This window comes from Streptomyces parvulus, from assembly GCF_014648855.1.
Taxonomy (GTDB): domain Bacteria; phylum Actinomycetota; class Actinomycetes; order Streptomycetales; family Streptomycetaceae; genus Streptomyces; species Streptomyces parvulus.
In genome coordinates this window covers 265,354-283,723 of sequence record NZ_BMRX01000007.1, presented here as the reverse complement: position 1 = coordinate 283,723, position 18,370 = coordinate 265,354, and the positions used below count along the sequence as shown (strand labels likewise).

At 73.8% G+C, this 18,370-nt stretch carries 18 protein-coding genes; 6 read left to right on the top strand and 12 right to left on the bottom strand.

Annotated features, from left to right (window positions below; all coding sequences use genetic code 11):
• Window positions 1–2 precede the first annotated feature (2 nt).
• Window positions 3–680, bottom strand: a complete 678-nt coding sequence (locus tag IE108_RS15485) for a response regulator (protein WP_064730532.1) — start codon at window positions 678–680, stop codon at window positions 3–5.
• Window positions 681–1,865, bottom strand: coding sequence for a sensor histidine kinase (locus tag IE108_RS15480; RefSeq protein ID WP_064730533.1), 1,185 nt, complete (start codon window positions 1,863–1,865; stop codon window positions 681–683).
• 206 nt (window positions 1,866–2,071) lie between these two features.
• On the opposite strand from IE108_RS15480, the gene IE108_RS15475 reads away from it, so the two are divergent.
• A complete protein-coding gene (locus tag IE108_RS15475; protein WP_064730534.1) occupies window positions 2,072–2,728 on the top strand; it encodes a hypothetical protein in 657 nt (218 codons plus the stop codon).
• Between the two features lie 89 nt (window positions 2,729–2,817).
• Here IE108_RS15475 and IE108_RS15470 read toward each other — a convergent pair whose 3' ends face one another.
• Window positions 2,818–4,644, bottom strand: a complete 1,827-nt coding sequence (locus IE108_RS15470) for a glycoside hydrolase family 3 protein (protein ID WP_064730535.1) — start codon at window positions 4,642–4,644, stop codon at window positions 2,818–2,820.
• Between the two features lie 142 nt (window positions 4,645–4,786).
• Window positions 4,787–5,263 carry a hypothetical protein gene (locus IE108_RS15465; protein ID WP_064730536.1) on the bottom strand — a complete coding sequence of 159 codons (477 nt, stop codon included), beginning with the start codon at window positions 5,261–5,263 and terminating at the stop codon, window positions 4,787–4,789.
• A 72-nt stretch (window positions 5,264–5,335) separates the two neighbouring features.
• Between IE108_RS15465 and IE108_RS15460 the strand changes: the two genes are divergently transcribed.
• Both IE108_RS15460 and IE108_RS15455 read left to right on the top strand, forming a co-directional pair.
• Window positions 5,336–6,238 carry an alpha/beta hydrolase gene (locus IE108_RS15460; protein ID WP_079163716.1) on the top strand — a complete coding sequence of 301 codons (903 nt, stop codon included), beginning with the start codon at window positions 5,336–5,338 and terminating at the stop codon, window positions 6,236–6,238.
• Between the two features lie 110 nt (window positions 6,239–6,348).
• Entirely contained in the window at window positions 6,349–6,993 is a 645-nt protein-coding gene (locus IE108_RS15455; RefSeq protein WP_107420501.1) for a TetR/AcrR family transcriptional regulator, read from the top strand.
• A gap of 39 nt (window positions 6,994–7,032) precedes the next feature.
• Here IE108_RS15455 and fabI read toward each other — a convergent pair whose 3' ends face one another.
• Both fabI and IE108_RS15445 read right to left on the bottom strand, forming a co-directional pair.
• The gene (gene fabI, locus IE108_RS15450; protein WP_064730538.1) at window positions 7,033–7,812 is read right to left on the bottom strand and encodes an enoyl-ACP reductase FabI; all 780 of its coding nucleotides are present in this window, start codon (window positions 7,810–7,812) and stop codon (window positions 7,033–7,035) included.
• A complete protein-coding gene (locus tag IE108_RS15445) occupies window positions 7,809–8,672 on the bottom strand; it encodes an alpha/beta hydrolase (protein WP_064730539.1) in 864 nt (287 codons plus the stop codon). Before IE108_RS15445 ends, fabI begins: the two co-directional genes overlap by 4 nt.
• Before the next feature lie 184 nt (window positions 8,673–8,856).
• Here IE108_RS15445 and IE108_RS15440 point away from each other — a divergent pair, with 184 nt between their 5' ends.
• From IE108_RS15440 to IE108_RS15430, 3 genes are read left to right on the top strand one after another with little or no spacing between them, the layout of a single operon-like run.
• A complete protein-coding gene (locus tag IE108_RS15440) occupies window positions 8,857–9,030 on the top strand; it encodes a hypothetical protein (RefSeq protein ID WP_159394636.1) in 174 nt (57 codons plus the stop codon).
• A complete protein-coding gene (locus IE108_RS15435) occupies window positions 9,027–9,968 on the top strand; it encodes a patatin-like phospholipase family protein (protein WP_064730541.1) in 942 nt (313 codons plus the stop codon). The genes IE108_RS15440 and IE108_RS15435 overlap by 4 nt, the downstream gene beginning before the upstream one ends.
• Entirely contained in the window at window positions 9,965–10,315 is a 351-nt protein-coding gene (locus tag IE108_RS15430) for a ferredoxin family protein (RefSeq protein WP_064730542.1), read from the top strand. The genes IE108_RS15435 and IE108_RS15430 overlap by 4 nt, the downstream gene beginning before the upstream one ends.
• An 80-nt stretch (window positions 10,316–10,395) precedes the next feature.
• Here the strand turns inward: IE108_RS15430 and IE108_RS15425 are convergent, their stop codons facing one another.
• The 6 genes from IE108_RS15425 to IE108_RS15400 all read right to left on the bottom strand — a co-directional run bounded on the left by IE108_RS15425 (window position 10,396) and on the right by IE108_RS15400 (window position 18,322).
• A complete protein-coding gene (locus IE108_RS15425) occupies window positions 10,396–11,367 on the bottom strand; it encodes an acyl-ACP desaturase (RefSeq protein ID WP_064730543.1) in 972 nt (323 codons plus the stop codon).
• A gap of 59 nt (window positions 11,368–11,426) precedes the next feature.
• Entirely contained in the window at window positions 11,427–12,869 is a 1,443-nt protein-coding gene (locus IE108_RS15420) for an MFS transporter (RefSeq protein ID WP_079163717.1), read from the bottom strand.
• Window positions 12,870–13,049: 180 nt separating this feature from the next.
• Entirely contained in the window at window positions 13,050–14,486 is a 1,437-nt protein-coding gene (locus tag IE108_RS15415) for a nitrosuccinate lyase (protein ID WP_064730544.1), read from the bottom strand.
• On the bottom strand, window positions 14,483–16,438 hold the full coding sequence (locus IE108_RS15410) for an FAD/NAD(P)-binding protein (RefSeq protein WP_064730545.1): 1,956 nt from the start codon (window positions 16,436–16,438) through the stop codon (window positions 14,483–14,485). The genes IE108_RS15415 and IE108_RS15410 overlap by 4 nt, the downstream gene beginning before the upstream one ends.
• A gap of 82 nt (window positions 16,439–16,520) precedes the next feature.
• Window positions 16,521–17,411 (bottom strand): prephenate dehydrogenase, encoded by an 891-nt coding sequence (locus tag IE108_RS15405; protein WP_107420502.1) that lies wholly within the window; start codon window positions 17,409–17,411, stop codon window positions 16,521–16,523.
• Window positions 17,411–18,322: a phytanoyl-CoA dioxygenase family protein gene (locus tag IE108_RS15400; RefSeq protein ID WP_064730547.1), complete on the bottom strand. Its 912-nt coding sequence runs from the start codon at window positions 18,320–18,322 to the stop codon at window positions 17,411–17,413. The genes IE108_RS15405 and IE108_RS15400 overlap by 1 nt, the downstream gene beginning before the upstream one ends.
• Window positions 18,323–18,370 lie beyond the last annotated feature (48 nt).

Here is an 18,370-nt window from a genome sequence, read left to right as displayed (position 1 = left end):
GCTCACACCTCGGCGTCCCGCACCAGGAGGGCGATCTGCACCCGGTTCTCGACCGCCAGCTTGGCGAACAGGCTGCCCGTGTGCGCCTTCACGGTCGCCACGCCGATGCCCAACCGCCGGGCGATCTCCGGGTTGCCCAGCCCGTCCGCGATGGCGCGGGCCGTGTCGAGTTCCCGTTCGGTCAGCGCGGCCAGCTGCTTGCGGGCGGCGTCGCGCGAGGAGTCGCGGGCGTGCGAGGACCGCGGACCGGTGGCCGCGGCGATCACCCGGGCGGTGGCCGCCGGCGACAGGACCGGGTTGCCGTCCGCCACGGACCGTACCGCCTCCAGGAGTTGCGGGGGCTGGGTGTCCTTGAGGACGAACCCGAGCGCTCCGGTGCGCAGGGCGCCCAGCACGAGGTCGTCGGAGTCGAACGTGGTGAGGATCAGCACCCGCGGCGGTGACGGCCTGCTCAGCAGCTCACGGGTCGCGCTGAGCCCGTCGCGGCCCGGCATCCGCACGTCCATCAGCACCACGTCGGGACGGTGCTCGTCCACCACCGAGATCGCGGCGTCCCCGTCGGCCGCCTCGGCGACGACGGACAGGTCCGGTTCGCCGTCGATGACCAGCCGCAGCGCCATGCGCACCAGTTGCTCGTCGTCGACGATGACGACACGCACCGGCTCCCGCTCGCTGTCCACTCATGTTCTCTTTTCGTGCGTGGGGTTCGGCCAGGGTAGTCGTGCGGTGAGGAGATAGCCGCCGTCCGGTGTGCGGTGGTGGCACAGTTCCCCGCCGGCGAGGTCGACCCGCTCGCCGAGACCGAGCAGACCGAACCCCGACGACGGCGGCTTCGCGGCCCGCGCGGCCGACGGGGAGTTGCGGATGCTCACCTGGAGCCCGCCGCCCGCCGCCCCTTCGAGGCCGACGCGGATGCGGGCGTCCGGGGCGTGCTTGGCGGCGTTGGTCAGCCCCTCCTGGACGACCCGGTAGCAGGTGCGGCCGACCACGTCCGGCGGCGTTCCCGTGACGGTGCTGGTGAGCGACACGTCCAGCCCGGAGGCGCGGGCGTCGGCCACCAGTTCGGGCACCCCTTCCAGGGAGGGCTGCGGCGGTTCGGGGAGACCGGGGTCGGCCCGGAGCACGCCGAGGACGTCCCGCAGCTCCTCCAGGGCGAGGTGGGAGCCCTCCGCGATGCCGCGGACCAGGACGCGGTTCTCCTCCGCCTTGAGGTCCCGGCGGTGGTCCAGCACTCCGGCCTGCATGGCGACCAGGGAGATCCGGTGCGCGAGGACGTCGTGCATCTCGCGGGCGATGCGGTTGCGTTCCAGCGCCCGTGCCTGCGCGGCCCGCGCGGACTGCTCCCGCTCCGCGCTCTCCGCCCGCTCCCGCAGCGACCGCACCTCCATGCGCCGCGCCCCCACGGCCATGCCCATGGCCACGGCGATGCCCGCGGTCAGGAACGGCGTTGCGAGCTGGTACCAGAAGGCGCCGGGAGGATTGTCGACCGGGTAGAGCTCCACGCCGAACTGCGAGGCGGCGACGTGGCCCACCACGACGATCCCGATCTCCACCGGACGGCGGCGGGTGGCCACCGACGCCAGGGCCAGCAGCGATGCCCCGGTCGACAGGACCGACACGGTCGCGACGATCGTGACGCCCAGCGCGACGGGGAGCGGGAACCGGCGTCGCCATACCAGCGCTGTCAGGCACCCCGCGGCCACCAGCGGATCGCCGATGAAGAACCAGGGGCTCGGCTCGCCCGCCGGCCCGTTCGACACCGCCACGCCGGTCGCCATCCAGAGCACCAGGCCGATGGCCGCGGCGCCCGCGAGCCGCCAGGTCTGCTGCCACCACCCGAGCCGTGGCGCGATGTCCGTGTTCACCTGCTCATTATCGCGAGCCCGCACGGCCGGCGGGTCGGCCGAAGGACCGAGGAGCCTTAGACCAAAGTCGAATCCCGGCCTCTCCCACGGTCCAGTGCGAGCCGGTCCGCCGGGCCGATGTGCGGCGCGGTGCGCGCGAACAGACTGCTTCACGTACCGGACGACCGAGAAGGCGGAGCGGCCGGGAGGCAGAAGGAGTGGGAGGCATGTTCGAGGACGCGCGCCGTCGGCGGGCCGTGCGGCGGGTCGAGCCCGGGGACGGACGGGAGCTGAAGCGCTTCCGGTGGTGGCAGCTGCCGTTCCGGGCCCTGTTCTACCTCCGGCTGCCGAACGGCGACGGCGGCTCGAGCGTCTACGCCGTCGACGTCAGGCACGGCAGGAGCGACGACTCCGGCAGGGTCTGGGCCCACCTGTACCTCGACGGCAGGCAGCACGCAGCGTCGCGGCTCCCCGCGGCCTTCCCCGTCCCGGGCGGTGTCGTGGAGGTGCGCAGGAGCGAGTTCGGACTCAAGCGCTGCCACTACGTCACCGACGCGGGAGCCGAGTACCAGCTCGTCCCCGACCGGGACTCGGCCGAGGGGCGCCGCGCCCACTTCGACCGCGAACACCCGGTGGCCGGCCGCGTCGTGGGCGTCCTCTCGGCGGCGGTGCTCGTGGCGGGGCTGTTCCTCGTCGTCACGCAGCTCGCCGAACAGGTCACCCGGCCGCAGGAGATCGCCCGGCACGTCGGCGGGACCTTCACCGCGCCCGTCGACCTGCCCGCCTGGGCCAACACCGCGGTCGGCCTGGTCACGGTGGCGGCCAGCACGGAGCGGGCCCTGCGGCTGCGCTACCACCGCCTCCTCGACGGCGCCGCGGGCTGAGCCTTCCCCACAGGACGACGCCACCGAGCGGCGCCCGGCCCCCCAGCCGGGGAGCACCGGACGCCGCTCGCCCCGTCGGACCGGCGGACTCAGTCGTCGTAGGACAGGCCGTGCCCGGTGCGGAAGAGGACCCTGGACGGGTCGTCGGCCCGCTGGACGGGGACGGGCAGCCTGCCTCGCGGGCCGACCCGGCCGGCGATCACCCGGGCCGCGGCGCGCAGTTCGACCTCGGTCCAGCAGTAGGAGGCCAGCGAGGCCGGGACGTCGCCGAGGTGGGCGATGTCGTAGGGGTTGCGCACCGCGAGGTGGACGACGGGGACGCCGGTCGCGAGCAGTCGGGACACCAGGGTGCGCTGGGTGCTGGTGGCACCGACGTTGTCGGTGGTCACCACCACGGCGTCCCGCCCCCGCGCGGCGGCCACGGCCTCGTCGATCTTCGCCGCGTCGGGCGTCCGGCCGGTGGCGAGGTGGGTGGTGCGGTAGCCCAGTTCGTCGAAGGCCTTGGCCAGTTCGGGCACCGTGGTGCGGGTGTCGTCGGTCGGGAAGGCCGGGCTGGCGCCGACCACGAGGAGCTTGCCCCGGCCGCGGCGCAGCGGGAGCGCGCCGTCCTCGTTGACGAGCAGGGTGGTGGTGCGCTCGGCGATCCGGGCGGCGGTGAGCCGGTGCCGGCGGGAGCCGACGACCCGGTCGACGTCCCGGCGGGAGACGAAGGGGGTGCCGCTGAGCAGGCCCGCCTTCTCCTTGACCCGCAGAATGCGCAGGACCGACGCGTCGAGGCGGTCCTCGGTGATCTCTCCGGTGCGGACGGCGGCCAGGACGCCGTTGTAGGCGACGTCGATGCTCGGGGGGAAGAGCAGCTGGTCGGCCCCGGCCTTGAGGGCGAGGACGGGCACGCGGTCGTCGCCGTACTTGGTGCGCACGCCCTGCATGTTGAGGGCGTCGGTGACGATCACTCCGTCGAAGCCGAGTTCGCCGCGCAGCACGTCCTGGAGGATCGTCGGCGACAGGGTGGCGGGTTCGTTGCTGGGGTCGAGCGCGGGGACCTGGAGGTGCGCGGTCATGATCGAGTCGACGCCGGCGGCGATCGCGGCCCGGAAGGGCGGGGCGTCGATGCGCTCCCACTCCTCCCGGGTGTGGGTGATCACCGGCAGCCCGGTGTGACTGTCCTCCCCGGTGTCCCCGTGGCCCGGGAAGTGCTTGGCGCAGGCCACGACGCCGGCCTGCTGATAGCCCGTCACCTGCGCGCCCACCATGCGGCCGACCTCGCGGGCGTCGGCGCCGAAGGAGCGGACGTTGATGATGGGGTTGGCCGGGTTGACGTTGACGTCGGCCACGGGGGCGAAGTTCTGGTGGATGCCGAGGGCGGCGAGTTCGGTGCCCGATATCCACCCGGCGGTGCGCGCGTCGGAGAGCGAGCGGCCGGCGCCGAGCGCCATCGCACCCGGCAGCTGGGTGGCCCCGCTGCCGATGCGGACGTTGACGCCGTGTTCCTGGTCGATGGAGATCAGGGAGGGGACGGGGACGGGCAGCGCGAGCGAGGCCCGCTGCACACCGTTGGAGAGGTCCGCGATCTGGTGGGGGTCGTGGAGGTTGTTCGTCCAGCCGGAGAAGTAGATGACGCCGCCGACCTGGTACTTGGCGATGAGCTCGGCGACGGTGCGGACGCCGAGTTCCTTGAGGTTGCGGTCCTGGTCGACCTGGCTGGGGGAGGTGGCGGACGCCCCGTAGAAGTACGGCACGAAGAGCTGGCCGATCTTCGCCTCGACGCTCATCCGGGCGATGATCTTCTTGAGGCGGTGGTCGCGCTGGTGTGCCGCCGCGGGGGCGGCCGTCACCGCCGAGACGCCGGCCGCGCCGGCGGCGACCGCGGTCGCGGAGACGAGAACGGTTCGCCTGGAAAGACTCCGGTCCTGCATGTGGAACTGCTCCTCCCACCCTTGCCCATCAAGGGACTTGACGGAAACTTGAAGGACGCCGAGCAGCGGGAAACGTAGCCCGGGGGGCATGGATGGGGCAATAGGTCTAGACAAAATGAGTGCGTGCCGGGGCATCGCCCCGTCAGGAGGCCGGCCGTTCGCGGGACCACTCCTCGATGACCCTGCGGGCCTCCTCCCGGGTGGCGTCCGGGTCGAACCGCTCGGTGTGCCAGGTCGTGGAGTGCAGGGCTCCGCGGTCCCGGTAGGCGCGCATGATGCGCACGTGGTCGTGCCGGGCGACGAAGCCCCGCAGGCCCTCCTCGTCACGCCAGACCGAGACCGAGCCCGAGCGCGGCCGCAGCAGGCCGGGCACGGACCAGAGCCAGAGCCCGACCGCCCCCTCGACCTCCCCCCACCCGCGGCGCAGCGCGACGCCGGAGACATTGACGCCCACGGAGGTCCAGGGGCGGTGCGGGGCGAAGCCGGTGACGCTCACGACGGCCGCGCCTCCCGCGCCTGCCGTGCCTCCCGCACCCTCCGTACCGCGCGCCCCCTGGTCGGCTCCGGTGGACGCGACCGGTCCGGGCTTCCACGGGGCGAACCAGATGGGGGCCGGCATGTGGACTCCTCGCGAGAAACTGAACGCTCGATCGTGCTAATATATCAGGCCCTGACGCGCGAGCGAGGAGCCATGAGCATGAAACCCGTCGAGGCAGTCGCGAGCACCGCCCTCAACGCCCTCTCCCTGGTCTCGGGGCGGCTCGCCGGCAAGGGCGCCTTCGCCCTCTTCCACATGCCGCTCGTGCGCGGCCGGCTCCGGTCCTCCGAGCGCGCCCTCCTGGACCAGGCGCACGTGGGCCGCGTCGAGCTGGGCGGCGGCAAGCACGCGGTGACCTACCGCTGGGGCGACGGTGGCAGCCCGGTGCTCCTGGTGCACGGATGGCAGTCGCGCGCCTCGCGGCTGTCCGCTTTCGTCCCCGGGCTGCTCGAACGCGGCCACAGCGTCGTCGCCTTCGACGCGCCGGCCCACGGCGAGGCGGACGGACGCGGCACGACCATCCTCGACTACCGCGACATCGTCACCGCGCTGCACGCCGAGTACGGCGACTTCGACGGTCTGATCGCCCACTCCATGGGCGTTCTCGGCTCGTTCTTCGGTCTGCGCGGCGGGGTGGTGGCGCGGAAGGTCGTCACGATCAGCGGGGTCTGCGACTTCGACTACCTGGTGGAGGAGTTCTCCGCCGAACTCCGCGTCCGCGACCGGCTCAAGGCCCGGCTGCACGACGAGATCAGGGTGCGGCTCTTCCCCGACCTGCCGCGCGACGAGGTGCCGTTCTCGCTCACGGACATGCCCGGGACCGTGCGCGCCCCGCTCCTGGTGGTCCACGACGAGGACGACACCAGGATCCGGGCGGATCAGGGCCGCAGGATCGCCGGGGCCTTCGGCGACCGGGCGCGGCTGGTGCTCACGAAGGGGCTCGGGCACCGGCGCATCCTCGGTGACGAGGAGGTCGTGCGGACCGTCCTGGAGTTCGTCTCCCCCCAGGGGCGCGCCGCCGACGGTACCGACGTGCGGGCGGCCGTTCTGGACTGACGGCTTCCGGTGCCGCACCAAACCGCACGCACGTCCACTTATTCGCTACACTGTTGACGCCTCAATGGAGCCGAGAAAGTCCGGCTCCGGGAGAGTGGGTGCACATGGGCGTGGCAGGAACGCAGGCCGACGGACGGATCGCGCGCGGCAACCAGACCCGTCAGCTGATCCTCAGACGTGCGGTGGAGATCGCCTCGGTGGAAGGCCTCGCGGCGCTTTCCATGGGCCAGCTGGCCAGTGAGCTGAAGCTCAGCAAGAGCGGCGTCTTCGCTCTCTTCGGCTCCAAGGAGGACCTCCAGCTCGCGACGATCCGCGCCGCCATCACCGTGTACCTGGAGCACGTGGTCCAGCCCGCCCGCGATCTGCCGGCCGGCGTCGGCCGCCTGCGGCAGCTGTGCACGGGCTGGCTCACGTACTCCAGGGAGCGGGTCTTCCCCGGCGGCTGCTTCTTCTACTCGGCCTCCGCCGAGTACGACGCGCGCGAGGGCAAGGTCCACGACATGCTCGCCTCGGCCCGCGTCAACTGGTTCTCGTACCTGGAGCAGACGGCGCGCGAGGCCCAGCTTGCGGGCGAGATCGCGGACGACGCCGACGTCCCTCAGCTGATCTTCGAGCTGGTGGCGTTCCTGGAGATGGCCAACGCCGAGTCCGTCCTCCACGACGACTTCACCTGCTACGGCAAGGCGGAGAAGGCCGTGCTGAGCCGGCTGCGCACCGTCGTCACCGATCCGTCGCTGCTGCCCGAGAGCGCCTGAGGAGCGGCTGCCGCTCCCGGGCGGCGGCCCCGGCCGCCCTCACGCCCCCATCGCGTGCACGCCGCCGTCGACGTGCACGATCTCCCCCGTCGTGCGGGGGAACCAGTCGGACAGCAGGGCGACGACGGCGCGGGCGGCCGGCTCGGGGTCGCGGATGTCCCAGGCGAGCGGGGCGCGGGTCTCCCAGATCTCGCGGAAGGTGTCGAAGCCGGGGATGTGCCGCGCCGCCATGGTGCTGACCGGCCCGGCCGCGACCAGGTTGCAGCGGATCCCGCGCGGCCCGAGGTCGCGCGCGAGGTGGCGGGAGGTGGCCTCCAGCGCCGACTTGGCCACGCCCATCCAGTCGTACGCCGGCCAGGCCGTGCGCGCGTCGAAGTCCAGGCCCACGACCGCCCCGCCGCGTTCCTCCATCAACGGCAGGCAGGCGACGGTCAGCGCCTTGAGGGAGTACGCGGAGACCTCGACCGCGGTCCGCACCGACTCCCAGCCGGTCGCGAGGAAGCCGCCGCCCAGCGCGTCCTGCGGGGCGAAGGCGATGGAGTGCACGACGCCGTCGAGACGCGCGTCCGCGCCCACCCGTTCCGCGATCCGGCCGGCCAGGCTCTCCAGGTGGCCCGCGTCGCGGACGTCCAGCTCGACGAGCGGCGCCGGCGCGGGCAGCCGGCGGGCGACCCGCTCGACGAGACCGAGCCTGCCGTGCCCGGTGAGGACCACCTCGGCGCCCTGCTCCTGGGCGAGCCGGGCGGTGTGGAAGGCGATCGAGGACTCCAGCAGGACGCCGGTCACCAGGACGCGCCTGCCCGCGAGCAGTCCGCTCACCGGGCCGCCGCCTCCCCCCGGGGGGAGCGGCCGGTGGGCTCCCCGCCGGCGAGGAACCGGGCGACCGTGTCGACCACCACGGGGGCCCCGAGGATCCGCCGGTGCCCGAGCCGGCGGGTGACCACCAGGCGCGCCCGGTCCCCGAAGGCCCCGGCGAGCCGCTCCGCCTGCTCCGCGCCGACCGCCTCGTCGTTCTCGTCGTGGACCAGCAGCAGCGGGAACCGCACCCGCGGCGCGTGGTGCAGCACCGAGAAGCGGGTCCACATGTCCTCGCCCGGGTACAGGTCGCGGTCCAGGCGGTCGCGCAACTCCGCGTCGCCGCGCGCGTCCAGGGCCGTGTGGGCGCAGAACGAGTCGACCAGGTAGGCGAAGTCGGGGACCGTGCTGATCGCCACCATGCGCCGGGTCTCCAGCCCCCCGGACAGGGACAGGAAGAGCGCCAGCGCGCCGAAGGAGTGGCCCACGACGGCCTCGAAGCCACCGTGCGCGCGGTGCAGCGCGCGGATGGCGGCGCCGTAGTCGAGCAGGGTCGCGCCGTCCCCCTCCGACTCGCCGTGCCCCGGCGCGTCGAAGGACACCGGGCTGAGGCCGAGTTCGAGGAGCCGTACGACCAGCTTGGCGTAGCGCGACGCGCGCGACTCCCAGCCGTGCACCAGCAGGACGGGGCGCTCGCCGGTGCCCCAGGCGTAGGTGACGACCTCGCCGCCGCCGACGTCCACCGTGCCGGTGCGCGCGCTCTCCAGGGCGGCCCGCTCGTCCGGCCTGGTCCTGCTGCGCCCCTGGGGCCGCCGGAAGAGGTCGAACAGCCGCTCTCCCTCGGTGGTCGGGGCCAGGGCGGCCTCCGTCGTCGCGAGGTCCATGGGACGCCTCCAGGTCGGTCAGCGGACACAGCGGCACGAGGAATGCCGGCAATGTCTGCACGAGCGATAATGTCTGCACGATCGTTCGCTCATATTTATACCAGGGCATCGCGCGCGCACTATAAAACTGTACGCACGATCGTGCTAATCTCCCTGCCGTCAGCGCTCCCGCATGGAGGACGACATGGCTCTCTCAGCTCTCTCGCATCCCGCCGGCCGCGGCACGGAGACCGCGGCGGACCGGCAGCCCGGACCCAATCAGTGGATCAAGGACCACCTCGACTCGGTGATCGACGCCGAGTTCCTGGGGGACACCTCCGCCGAGCCCGCCGCCGCCCGGCCGGGAGCACGGCCGTGACCGGCGACGGAGCCCCGGGCGGGGACGGGTCCCGGGAAGGCGGACGGGTGGGCGTCGTGGTGGCGTCCGGCATGCTCAAGGGCGTCTACGGCCACGGGGTGCTGTCCGCCTTCGAGGAGCGCGGCCTGCGGGCCGACGTGTACGCCGCGGCCTCCTCCTCGGGGCTGTCCTGCGGCCTCGCCGCGATCGGCCGGGCCCGCGAGGTCGGCGTGGACTACTGGCTCGGTGCCGCCGCGGCCGCCGGCGAGCGGGGGATGAGCCGGGTGGTCCTCGACAGCATCGCCGCGCACGGACCCGCCCTGCGCGAGGGCCTGTTCCGCCCCGGCGCGCCGGAGTACCTGCTGGCGACCAGCAAGGTCACCGACGCGGCCGCCGCGGAGACCACCCAGGGGCCCGGTGCCAAGGCGCTCGGCAAGCAGCTGCTGCGGGACGTCTTCACCGGGGACCGCGGCTGGGTCGAGAAGAACCTCGCTCCCGTCGTCTTCTCCTCGCGGGCGGAGCCGGGCGAGGGCTTCCCGCGTCTGACCCCGCAGAACCACGACGCGGTCGCCTACGCCTCCACCCGGATGCTGCATGCCTGGGCGGTCCCCGCCGAGATCGACGGGGAGGCCTACGTCGACGCTTCCTACACCTGCTCCTGCCCGGCGCGTGAGGTCGCCGCGCGGGGCGTGAGCGAGCTGATCGCGATCGGATCCGACCCGTTCCCGCTCTACCGCGACCTCTACGCCTCCGAGGAGATCGCCGACGGCACCGTGCTCGACGGCGCGCGGGTCATGGTCGTCAAGCCCGGGGAGGACCTGAAGACCCTGGGCGTCGACTACGCGGCCGCGACCGCCGAGGGGCTGGTCGCCGCGTACGAGGCCGGGCTCGCGGCCGGACACGGCTTCCTGGACGCGCACCCCGGACTGCCGGCCGGGTCCCGGGAGGGCGTCGCATGACCCACGTCGTCGCCGAGCAGTGCGTGCGCTGCAAGTTCGCCGAGTGCGTCACGTACTGCCCCGTCGCCTGCTTCCGCGAGGGCGACACGTTCCTCGTGATCGACCCCGAGGAGTGCATCGACTGCGGCAACTGCGTGGAGGCGTGCCCGGCCGACGCGATCTACCCGGAGGACGAGCTGCCCCCCGAGCTGCGGCCGGCCCTGGAGTGGAACGCCCGGCTGGCTCCCCTGCTGCCGCTGGCCACGGCCGACCTCCGGCCGCTCGCCGAGGCCGACGCCTGGCTGGGCCGGCCGGACAAGTGGGGGACGCTCGCGGGGGAGCAGGCCCCGGCCGCGGGCCGCCCCTGACCGCGGCGGGGACCCGTACGGCGGCGGACGACGCGTGAGGGGGAGGCCGGCAGCCGGCCTCCCCCTCATCCGTCACCGCCTCAGACGGCCATGGCCTCGCGCTGCGCACGGGCCGCCCTGATGCCCTCGCGGCGGTCCGTGAACGAGGTCGCCTTCGTGTCCAGCCGCCGCACGAACGCGGCGAGTTCCTCCCGCGCGGCCTCGCCCGGGGCGCCGAACCCCTCCCGCTCGAAGACCCGGAGCCTGCGCAGGATCGGCATCACCACGCTGTCGTGGTGCAGGCGCAGGTCGTAGATGCCGGCGATGGCGATCTCCGCGGACTTGCGGCCGAAGTCCTTGATGGTGGAGCCGGGCATCTCGAAGCCGACGACGACGTCCCGCACCACCTCCATGGCCGTGTCCGGCGCCAGTTCGAACGCGGCCTCGACCAGGTTGCGGTAGAAGACCATGTGCAGGTTCTCGTCCGCGGCGATCCGCGCGAGCAGCGCGTCGCACCGCGGTTCCCCGCTCACCACGCCGGTGTTGCGGTGCGAGATGCGGGTGGCCAGCTCCTGGAACGCGGCGTAGGCGATGGCGTGCAGCGCGCTGTAGCCGTCCGGCCGGTCGTAGCCGCCCTCCATGTGCGTCATGCGGGCCCGCTCCAGCGCCCGGGGGTCGACGGCCCGGGTGGCGAGGAGGTAGTCCCGCAGAGCGGTTCCGTGCCGGGCCTCCTCGGCGGTCCAGCGGTCCACCCAGGTGCCCCAGGCGCCGTCCTTGCCGAACTCGGCCACCGCGAAGTGGTAGCCGGGCAGGTTGTCCTCCGTGAGCAGGTTGACCACCAGGGAGGTGCGGGCGACCTCCGGCAGCGTGGCCTCGTCCGGGGTCCACGGCTCGCCGCCGAGCGGGCCGTCGAACGTGCGCCCCTCGCTCCACGGGATGTACTCGTGCGGGAACCACTCCTTGGCGACGCCGAGATGGCGGTGGAGGTTGGCCTCCACCACCGGCTGCAGGTCGGCCAGCAGGGCGTGTTCGGCGCGCCCGGCGCTGCGGTCCGATCGGTCGATGGGTGGCATCGTGTTCTCTTCCTCGCGTCCGCGCGGGAGCCGTCGGCCCCGCGCCGTGGATCTGGCTCTCAGGTGTGCCGTGCGGAACGGGACCGGATGGCTGGTGCGGCGGCCGCGGCGCCGGCGGCGCCGATGGCGCAGGCGAGGAACACCTGCAGGTAGCCCTCGTCGTCGAGGACGTGGTGGCGTTCGAGGATGGCGGCGAGCGCGGCGATGCCCAGGGCGCCGCCGATCTGCCGGGTCGTCATGAGCAGACCGGTGCCGGAGGCGTAGCGCTCGGGCGGCAGCGCGGCGGTGGCCGCGTTGGAGATCGCCGTCAGCGCCGCACCGATGCCGATGCCGGCCAGGACACCGATGGGCAGCCACACCGCCGCGTACTGCTTCTCGGTGCCGAGCAGCAGGTACATCGCCGCGCAGGAGGCGCCGAAGAGCGCGGAGCCGACGGCGACCGCGGCCCACTGCGCGGACGGCTGGATCCGGCGCCCCACGACCATGGCCCCGATCGCGGCGGCGAAGGCACCCGGTGTCACCGCGAGGCCCGCCTTCAGCTCGGAGTAGCCCCACACCGCGTTCAGGAAGAGCAGGGAGCTGAGCAGGTACGAGTACATGGCGGCCCCGAAGAGGACCGAGGTGACGTTGGTGGCCGCGAAGGCCCGGCTGCGCCACAGGTCCAGCTCCAGGGCCGGCGCCGCGTGCGCCCGGGAGAGCAGCAGGGCCACCACGAGCAGCACCGCGCCGCCGGCCAGCAGCCCGAGCACGCGTCCGCTGTCCCAGCCCCACTCGGTGCCCTGGGTGACGCCGAAGACCAGGCCGCCGACGCCCAGCGCGAGCGCCAGGGTCCCGAGCGGGTCGGGGAGCCTGCGGCCCGTGGGCTCGTCGGCGACGAGTCTCGCGGCGCCCAGGAGGATCACGAGGCCGATCGGCAGGTTGATGAGGAAGACGCTGCGCCAGCCCCAGACGTCGACGAGCAGGCCGCCGAGGCTCGGACCCACCGCGGCGGCCATGCTGCCGACCGCGCCCCAGACGCCGATGGCCACCTGGCGGCGGGCCGCGGGGGTGTGCTGGAGGACCAGTCCGAGCGCGGAGGGGATGAGGCCGGCGGCACCCACCCCCTGCAGGGCGCGCGCGGCGATGAGCATCGGCACGTCCGCGGCGAGTCCGCTCAGCAGCGAGGCCGCGACGAACACGCCCGAGGACCACAGGAACAGCCGCTTGCGGCCGATCACGTCGGCGACCCGGCCGCCGACGGCCAGCAGCGCGGCGAACACGACGGTGTAGGCCGTGACGACCCAGGTGAGCTGGGACAGCGAGGCGTCGGGGAAGTCGGTGCGCAGGTCGGCGAAGGCGATGTTCACGACCGTGGTGTCGAGCACGGCGAGGAACGTGGCGCCGGACGCGACGAGCAGGGCGAGCTTGGCCGTCGCGGCGGCCGGTGTCCCTGCCTGCTCCGGGCCGGCCGGCTGCGGTGTGGCCGGACCGGTGTCCGGCGAGTGGGGGGAGGCGGTCGTCATGCGAGGTGATCCCTTCGTCCGATGCGCCGCCGTCGCCCGGTTCGCGGCGGCCGCACCCACACCAGTAAAGTAAACGACCGTGCGTACATTTAAAAGCGGAGATCCCGCCGAATCGAGGGCCGGGGCCGGCGCGCTTCCCCGGACTGGCCGAAACCCGCCGCGGCCCTCGACCGCCGGCCCTCAGAACCCGTCCGGGCCCACCGCGCGCACCGGATCACCGCTCGCGGACAGGGCACGGTGCGTCAACTCGCCCGCCGCTCCCGTGTACGCGGCCGGGTCGAGGAGCGCCTCGAGGTGGCCGGCGGAGAACCGGGCCGCGATCTCCGGTCGGGCCGCGAGGATGTCGGCCAGCGGGCGTCCGGTGGCGGCGCTCTCGGACGACGCCCCGCCCACCGCCTCCTTGGCCGCCGCCTTGCCGAGGGCGGAGGCGAGTACGGCGGCCAGGCGCTCGGAGACGATCAGACCCCCGGTCAGGCCGAGGTTCGCGCGCATCCGCTCGGGCGACACCACCAGGCCGGACACCAGCTCGCGCGCCGTGTGCGCGGCGCCGCCCGCCAGCCGCAGGCACTCGCGCAGCGGCTGCCACTCGGCGTGCCAGGCGCCCGCCGAGCGCTCGTCCTCGGACAGCATCGACTGCGTCAGCACACCGGCGTACGCGGGCACTTGGAGGGCGGCCGAGCGGATCAGCGTGGCCAGCGCCGGATTGCGCTTCTGCGGCATCGCGGAGGAGACGCCGCGCCCGGCCGCCGCCGGTTCCGCCAGCTCGGCGGTCTCCGTGCGCGCCAGTGACTGCACATCCACCGCGATCTTGCCCAGCACGCCGGTGGCCAGGGCGAGTTCAGCGGCCAGCCCCGCCACCGGCGCCCGGTGCGCGTGCCAGGGCAGCAGGGGGGCGGCCAGGTCCGTCTCGACCGCGAACCTCGCCGTCAGCCGCCGCGCGTACTCGTCCGACGAGGCCTCCCCCCGCTCCGCGCGGTGCAGCCGCTCGTACTCGACGTAACCCGCCAAGGTGCCCGCCGCGCCGCCCAGTTGTACGACCAGCTCCTCGTCCCGGACCCGCCGCAGCCGCCCGGCCGCCGACGTCACCGCGACGAGCCAGCCCGCCGCCTTCAGCCCGAACGTGGTCGGTACGGCGTGCAGCGCGAGGGTGCGCCCCGCCATCAGCGTGTCCCGGTGCCCGTCGGCCAGGGCGCGCAGCGCGGCGGCCACCTCGTCCAGGTCGGCCAGCAGCACGTCCAGGGTGCGGGCCGCCACCAGCATCAGGGCCGTGTCGAGGACGTCCTGACTGGTCGAACCGCGGTGCACGTAGTCCGCCGCGTCCGCATCCTCGGCCGCCACCAGAGCGGTGAAGGCCTGGACGAAGCCCACCACCGGGTTGGCCGCGCCCCGGCCGAGCACGGCGATCGCGCGCAGGTCCAGAAGGTCGGCCCGGGCCAGCCGGGTGATCGTCCGCGCGGCCTCGAAGGGCACGGTGCCCAGGGCCGCCTGGGCCCGGACCAGCGCCGCCTCCGCGTCGAGCATCGCCTGGAGCAGGGCGTGGTCGCAGGTGGTCTCCTCGGCCGGGGTGCCGGCCCGGACCGGGCTGAGGATCCCGGAGTCGACGGTGAGGTGACTCATCGCGCCAGCTCCCCGATCATCTCCTCGTCGTGCCGCAGGTCCTGGGAGCCCGCGAGGACCGCGCACGCGATGGCGTCCGAGTCCTGAAGCGTCACGGAGTTGACGCCCGGGCGTATCCCGGCGGCCGTCGCCCAGTGCACGGACTCGGTGGGCACGCCGAAGGCGAAGCGCCGCGGATGCGCCCGGCCCCCGGAGTCGATCAGGCGGAAGGGCGCGCCGGTGACGGCGAGGCCGCCCGTCTCGTACGGCGTCCCCCCGGGGTCGCTTATCTCGTAGGGGCGGCACTGCCCCGACTCCAGGAGCGTGCGCAGCAACGGGTCGGCGGTGGAGCGCAGATCGGTCTCCGGCAGCCGTGCCTCGATCAGCGTGGTGGCCTCGGTCCGGGACCCGGGAACCGCCGGCGACCAGGCCGCGAACACCCCCGCCGCCTCGTCGGCCACCGCCTGCGCGTCGGGACCGAGCACCCGCAGCACCCCGGCCTCGACCAGGGCGATCGCCTGCTCGATCCGGGCGGCGGGCGGACCGATGGACAGGAAGGCGTTCAGCGGCGTGTACCAAGCCTCCAGATGCTGCCGGTGCGAGCGACCGGTGAGGCCGCCGTGGTCGACCACGAGCCGCAGTTCGTTGCGCAGGTCCCGCAGGACGTCGAGCGCGGCCTTGAGCGGTCCGCCGACGTTGCCCGCGCGCGCCGCCGCGAGGTCCGCGCGCAGATGGCCGACCAGCCAGTCCCGGAAGTCCTCCGGCGAGCCGAACTCCCGCCCCGTGTACGGGCGGGCGATCCGGGACCAGTCCCAGCGGTCGGCCGGCGCGATGCCGAACACGTCGAGGACCGCCCGTTCCTGCGCGCTGCCCGGCGCCGCCGCGAGGTAGGCCGTGCGCAGCCGGCGTGCGTCGCCCGCGCGGTCGGCGCCGGTGAGCAGCGTGGTGTAGTAGACCGTCTCGACCTCCTTGGAGACCAGCGGCCACACGGTCTCGCGGAAGTCGATGCCGCCCCTGCGCCGGGCCGACTCGCGCAGTTCCCCGATCACTTCGGCGGTCAGCACCGCCGGTTCGTGCCTGCCGTGCGCGCCCTTCTGGTTCTCGCCGCGGGCGTGGAAGGGCAGCCCGCGCCGGGATCCGGCCACCAGCCGCGGTTCGTCGCCGGAGGGCAGGTAGACCAGCCTCTCTCCGCGGCGCTCGAACCTGCCGCCGCGGCCCAGGGTGAGGAGGGCGAGGTAGTCGAAGAAGTTGAGCCCCAGCCCGATCAGCGCGACCGTCTCGCCCGGTGCCACCCCGGTGAGGTCCACGTCGGCCGGATTGGCCGGCGGGACGTGGCGCAGGCCGTGGGCGGCGGCGAAGTCGCCCAGTTCGCGCCGGCGGTGGGACGCCCGCACCGGCAGATGCCCCTGGGCGAGGACGACGGCGTCCAGACCCGTCAGGAGCGTGCCGTCGTCGAGCCGCACGTGCTGGGTGCCGTCGTCCCCGTCGTCGAGCGCGACCGCGCGGGCGCGGTGCACGACGGTGCGCACGTGGTCCGGCGCCGTCTGCGTCACCCGCTGGAAGACCCACTCCAGATAGTGGCCGTAGAAGGACCGGGTGGGATAGGAGTCGGGGCCGAGCGCGCGCGCCTCGCCGAGGACCCGCTCGTCGTACGGGGGGCCGTCCATGGGGCCGATGAGGGTGAGGAAACGCGCCCACTCGTAGAGGCTGGGCCCGGGAACCAGTCTTCCCTCGACGTGCACGCTCTCGTCGGTGAACATGGTGACCTGGGAGGCCACCGTGTTCATCAGCAGGTGCCTTGACTGGTCGGTGCGCCACACCCGGCCGGCACCCGGCGGGCAGGGGTCGACCACGTGCACGGTGACGGCGGTGTCGTCCGGGACCGACGCGGCGTTCGCACACAGCCTTTCGAGGACCGAGAGGCCGCGTGGCCCGGCACCGATCAGGCAGACGTCGAGCCGTCGGCTGGTCATAGTCACTCACTCCACTGGGTCGGAAGTCGTCGTGGGCCCGGTCGGCCGCCCGACGGGTGGCGGCGTGATCACCGACGCCTCATTATGGGACGGCCGCCGCGCCGCTCAGGCTCAGGTCGGTCCGCCCCTGGATCAGTGCGCGCCCCCGCACGCCGCGGGCCAGGACGTCGTTCAAGTGGGCCCGGCCGGTGGGTCCGTGGGCCGGTGGGGCCACGGCCAGGTCCCGCAGCGCGGCCACGGCCGCGTTCAGTTCCAGGGCCACCTCCGTCAGCACCTCGGCGACCGCGGCCGCGTTCGAGCTGAGGATGTCCGTCCACAGGCCGGCGTCGCCTGCCGCGATCCGGGTGGCGTCCCGCAGCCCCTGCCCGGCGAGTTCGAGGTGGGACTCCTCGCCGGTCAGCAGCCGGGCCGCGAGCAGGCTCGCGACCAGGTGCGGGGCGTGCGAGACGAGGGCCACGGCCCGGTCGTGCCGGGCCGTCTCCATCACCACGGGCCGTGCCCCGCACAGCTCGGCCAGCGACCGCGCCCGTTCGACGGCCCGCTCGCCGGTGCCCTCCGCGGGGGTGAGCACCCAGGGCCGGTCGTGGAACAGGTCGCCCCGCGCCGCGAGCGGCCCGGACCGCTCCCGGCCGGCCATCGGGTGGCCGCCCACGAACCGGGCCAGGTCGCAGCCCAGCTCCGCGGCCTCCCGCTGCGGCCGCACCTTGACGCTGGACACGTCCGTGAAGTCCTGCGCCAGGCCCCGCAGCTGCTGCTCCCGCAGAACCGCCGCGACGTGCTGCGGCGGCACCGCGAGCACCGCCAGGTCGACGGGCACCCGGGGCGCCCCCACCACCCCGGCGCCCAGACCGGCCGCGAGCCGCGCCGCCTCCGGATCGGCGTCGAGGAGGTGGGGGACGATGCCCCGGCCCCGCAGGGCCAGGGCGATCGACGTACCGATCAGGCCGGTGCCGACCACCGCGACACTGCGCATCAGCGGGTGCGCCACAGCACCGGGAGGAAGTCGGGGTCCGCGTAGTCCGGCGTGCCCTCGGGAGTGCGGCGCACCACCACGTCGTGGTTGTAGGTCACCTCGGTGCCGTCCGAGCGGCGGAAGGCGCGGTAGCGGTTCTCGCCGTCCTGGAGGTGGAACGAGATGGCGCGGCGCGGGCGGTCGCTCACGTTGGCGCCGCTGCCGTGGTAGGTGCGGCAGTGGTGGAAGCTGACGTGCCCCTTGGGGATCACCATGGGGACCTTGCGGACCTCGACGCCGTTGTACGCGGCGTTCTCCTCCAGCATCTGGTCGAGTTCACTCCGGTCGCGCTCGGCGAAGTGCAGGGAGGTGGCGTCGTTGGCGGCCGTCTCCTTCCACCGGTGGCTGCCGTCCACCATCGTGATGGTGCCCATCTCCTCGTCGCAGTGGTGGAAGGGGATGAAGGCGGTCAGCATCCGCTCCGAGGTCGACGTGGCCCAGTAGTGCCGGTCGAAGTGCCAGGGCACGATGTTCGAGCGCTCCCCGGCGACCGGCGGCTTGTAGATCAGGGTCGACTGGAAGACCCGTATCTCCTCGGCCTCGGCGAGCCGCGCGGCCACCGCGCCGAGCAGCGGCTTGCGCAGGATGCGGCCGATGGTGTCGTCCTCGTAGTGGATGTAGTCGTTGTGCCGCTGGACGGAGCCGTGGTCCGGCTCCCAGTAGGCGAGCTTGGGCGGGCGCACCGGCAGGGTCCGGTCGCGGTGGCCGGCGTAGAACCGCTCGGACGCGGCCTCCAGGAGGTCGATCTCCTCGTCGGTGAAGAGCTTCCCGGACAGGTACCAGCCGCGCTCGGTGTAGAGGTCGACCTCCTCGTCGGTGGGCAGGAGCGCGCGCTCCTCGTCGGTCAGCGTGAACGGTGCCGTGTTCTGCATGGTCGAGGTCTTCCTGGGTGGGGTGGTGAGATGGGCTCGGACGGGCGC

What these genes read in the sequence shown, in the direction of transcription:
- IE108_RS15420 (WP_079163717.1), bottom strand. Translation starts at nt 12,869, where the DNA reads ATGACGACCGCCTCCCCCCACTCGCCGGACACCGGTCCGGCCACACCG.
- IE108_RS15440 (WP_159394636.1), top strand. Translation starts at nt 8,857, where the DNA reads ATGGCTCTCTCAGCTCTCTCGCATCCCGCCGGCCGCGGCACGGAGACC.
- IE108_RS15415 (WP_064730544.1), bottom strand. Translation starts at nt 14,486, where the DNA reads ATGAGTCACCTCACCGTCGACTCCGGGATCCTCAGCCCGGTCCGGGCC.
- IE108_RS15405 (WP_107420502.1), bottom strand. Translation starts at nt 17,411, where the DNA reads ATGCGCAGTGTCGCGGTGGTCGGCACCGGCCTGATCGGTACGTCGATC.
- IE108_RS15475 (WP_064730534.1), top strand. Translation starts at nt 2,072, where the DNA reads ATGTTCGAGGACGCGCGCCGTCGGCGGGCCGTGCGGCGGGTCGAGCCC.
- IE108_RS15465 (WP_064730536.1), bottom strand. Translation starts at nt 5,263, where the DNA reads ATGCCGGCCCCCATCTGGTTCGCCCCGTGGAAGCCCGGACCGGTCGCG.
- IE108_RS15445 (WP_064730539.1), bottom strand. Translation starts at nt 8,672, where the DNA reads ATGGACCTCGCGACGACGGAGGCCGCCCTGGCCCCGACCACCGAGGGA.
- IE108_RS15400 (WP_064730547.1), bottom strand. Translation starts at nt 18,322, where the DNA reads ATGCAGAACACGGCACCGTTCACGCTGACCGACGAGGAGCGCGCGCTC.
- IE108_RS15430 (WP_064730542.1), top strand. Translation starts at nt 9,965, where the DNA reads ATGACCCACGTCGTCGCCGAGCAGTGCGTGCGCTGCAAGTTCGCCGAG.
- IE108_RS15410 (WP_064730545.1), bottom strand. Translation starts at nt 16,438, where the DNA reads ATGACCAGCCGACGGCTCGACGTCTGCCTGATCGGTGCCGGGCCACGC.
- IE108_RS15470 (WP_064730535.1), bottom strand. Translation starts at nt 4,644, where the DNA reads ATGCAGGACCGGAGTCTTTCCAGGCGAACCGTTCTCGTCTCCGCGACC.
- IE108_RS15425 (WP_064730543.1), bottom strand. Translation starts at nt 11,367, where the DNA reads ATGCCACCCATCGACCGATCGGACCGCAGCGCCGGGCGCGCCGAACAC.
- IE108_RS15460 (WP_079163716.1), top strand. Translation starts at nt 5,336, where the DNA reads ATGAGCATGAAACCCGTCGAGGCAGTCGCGAGCACCGCCCTCAACGCC.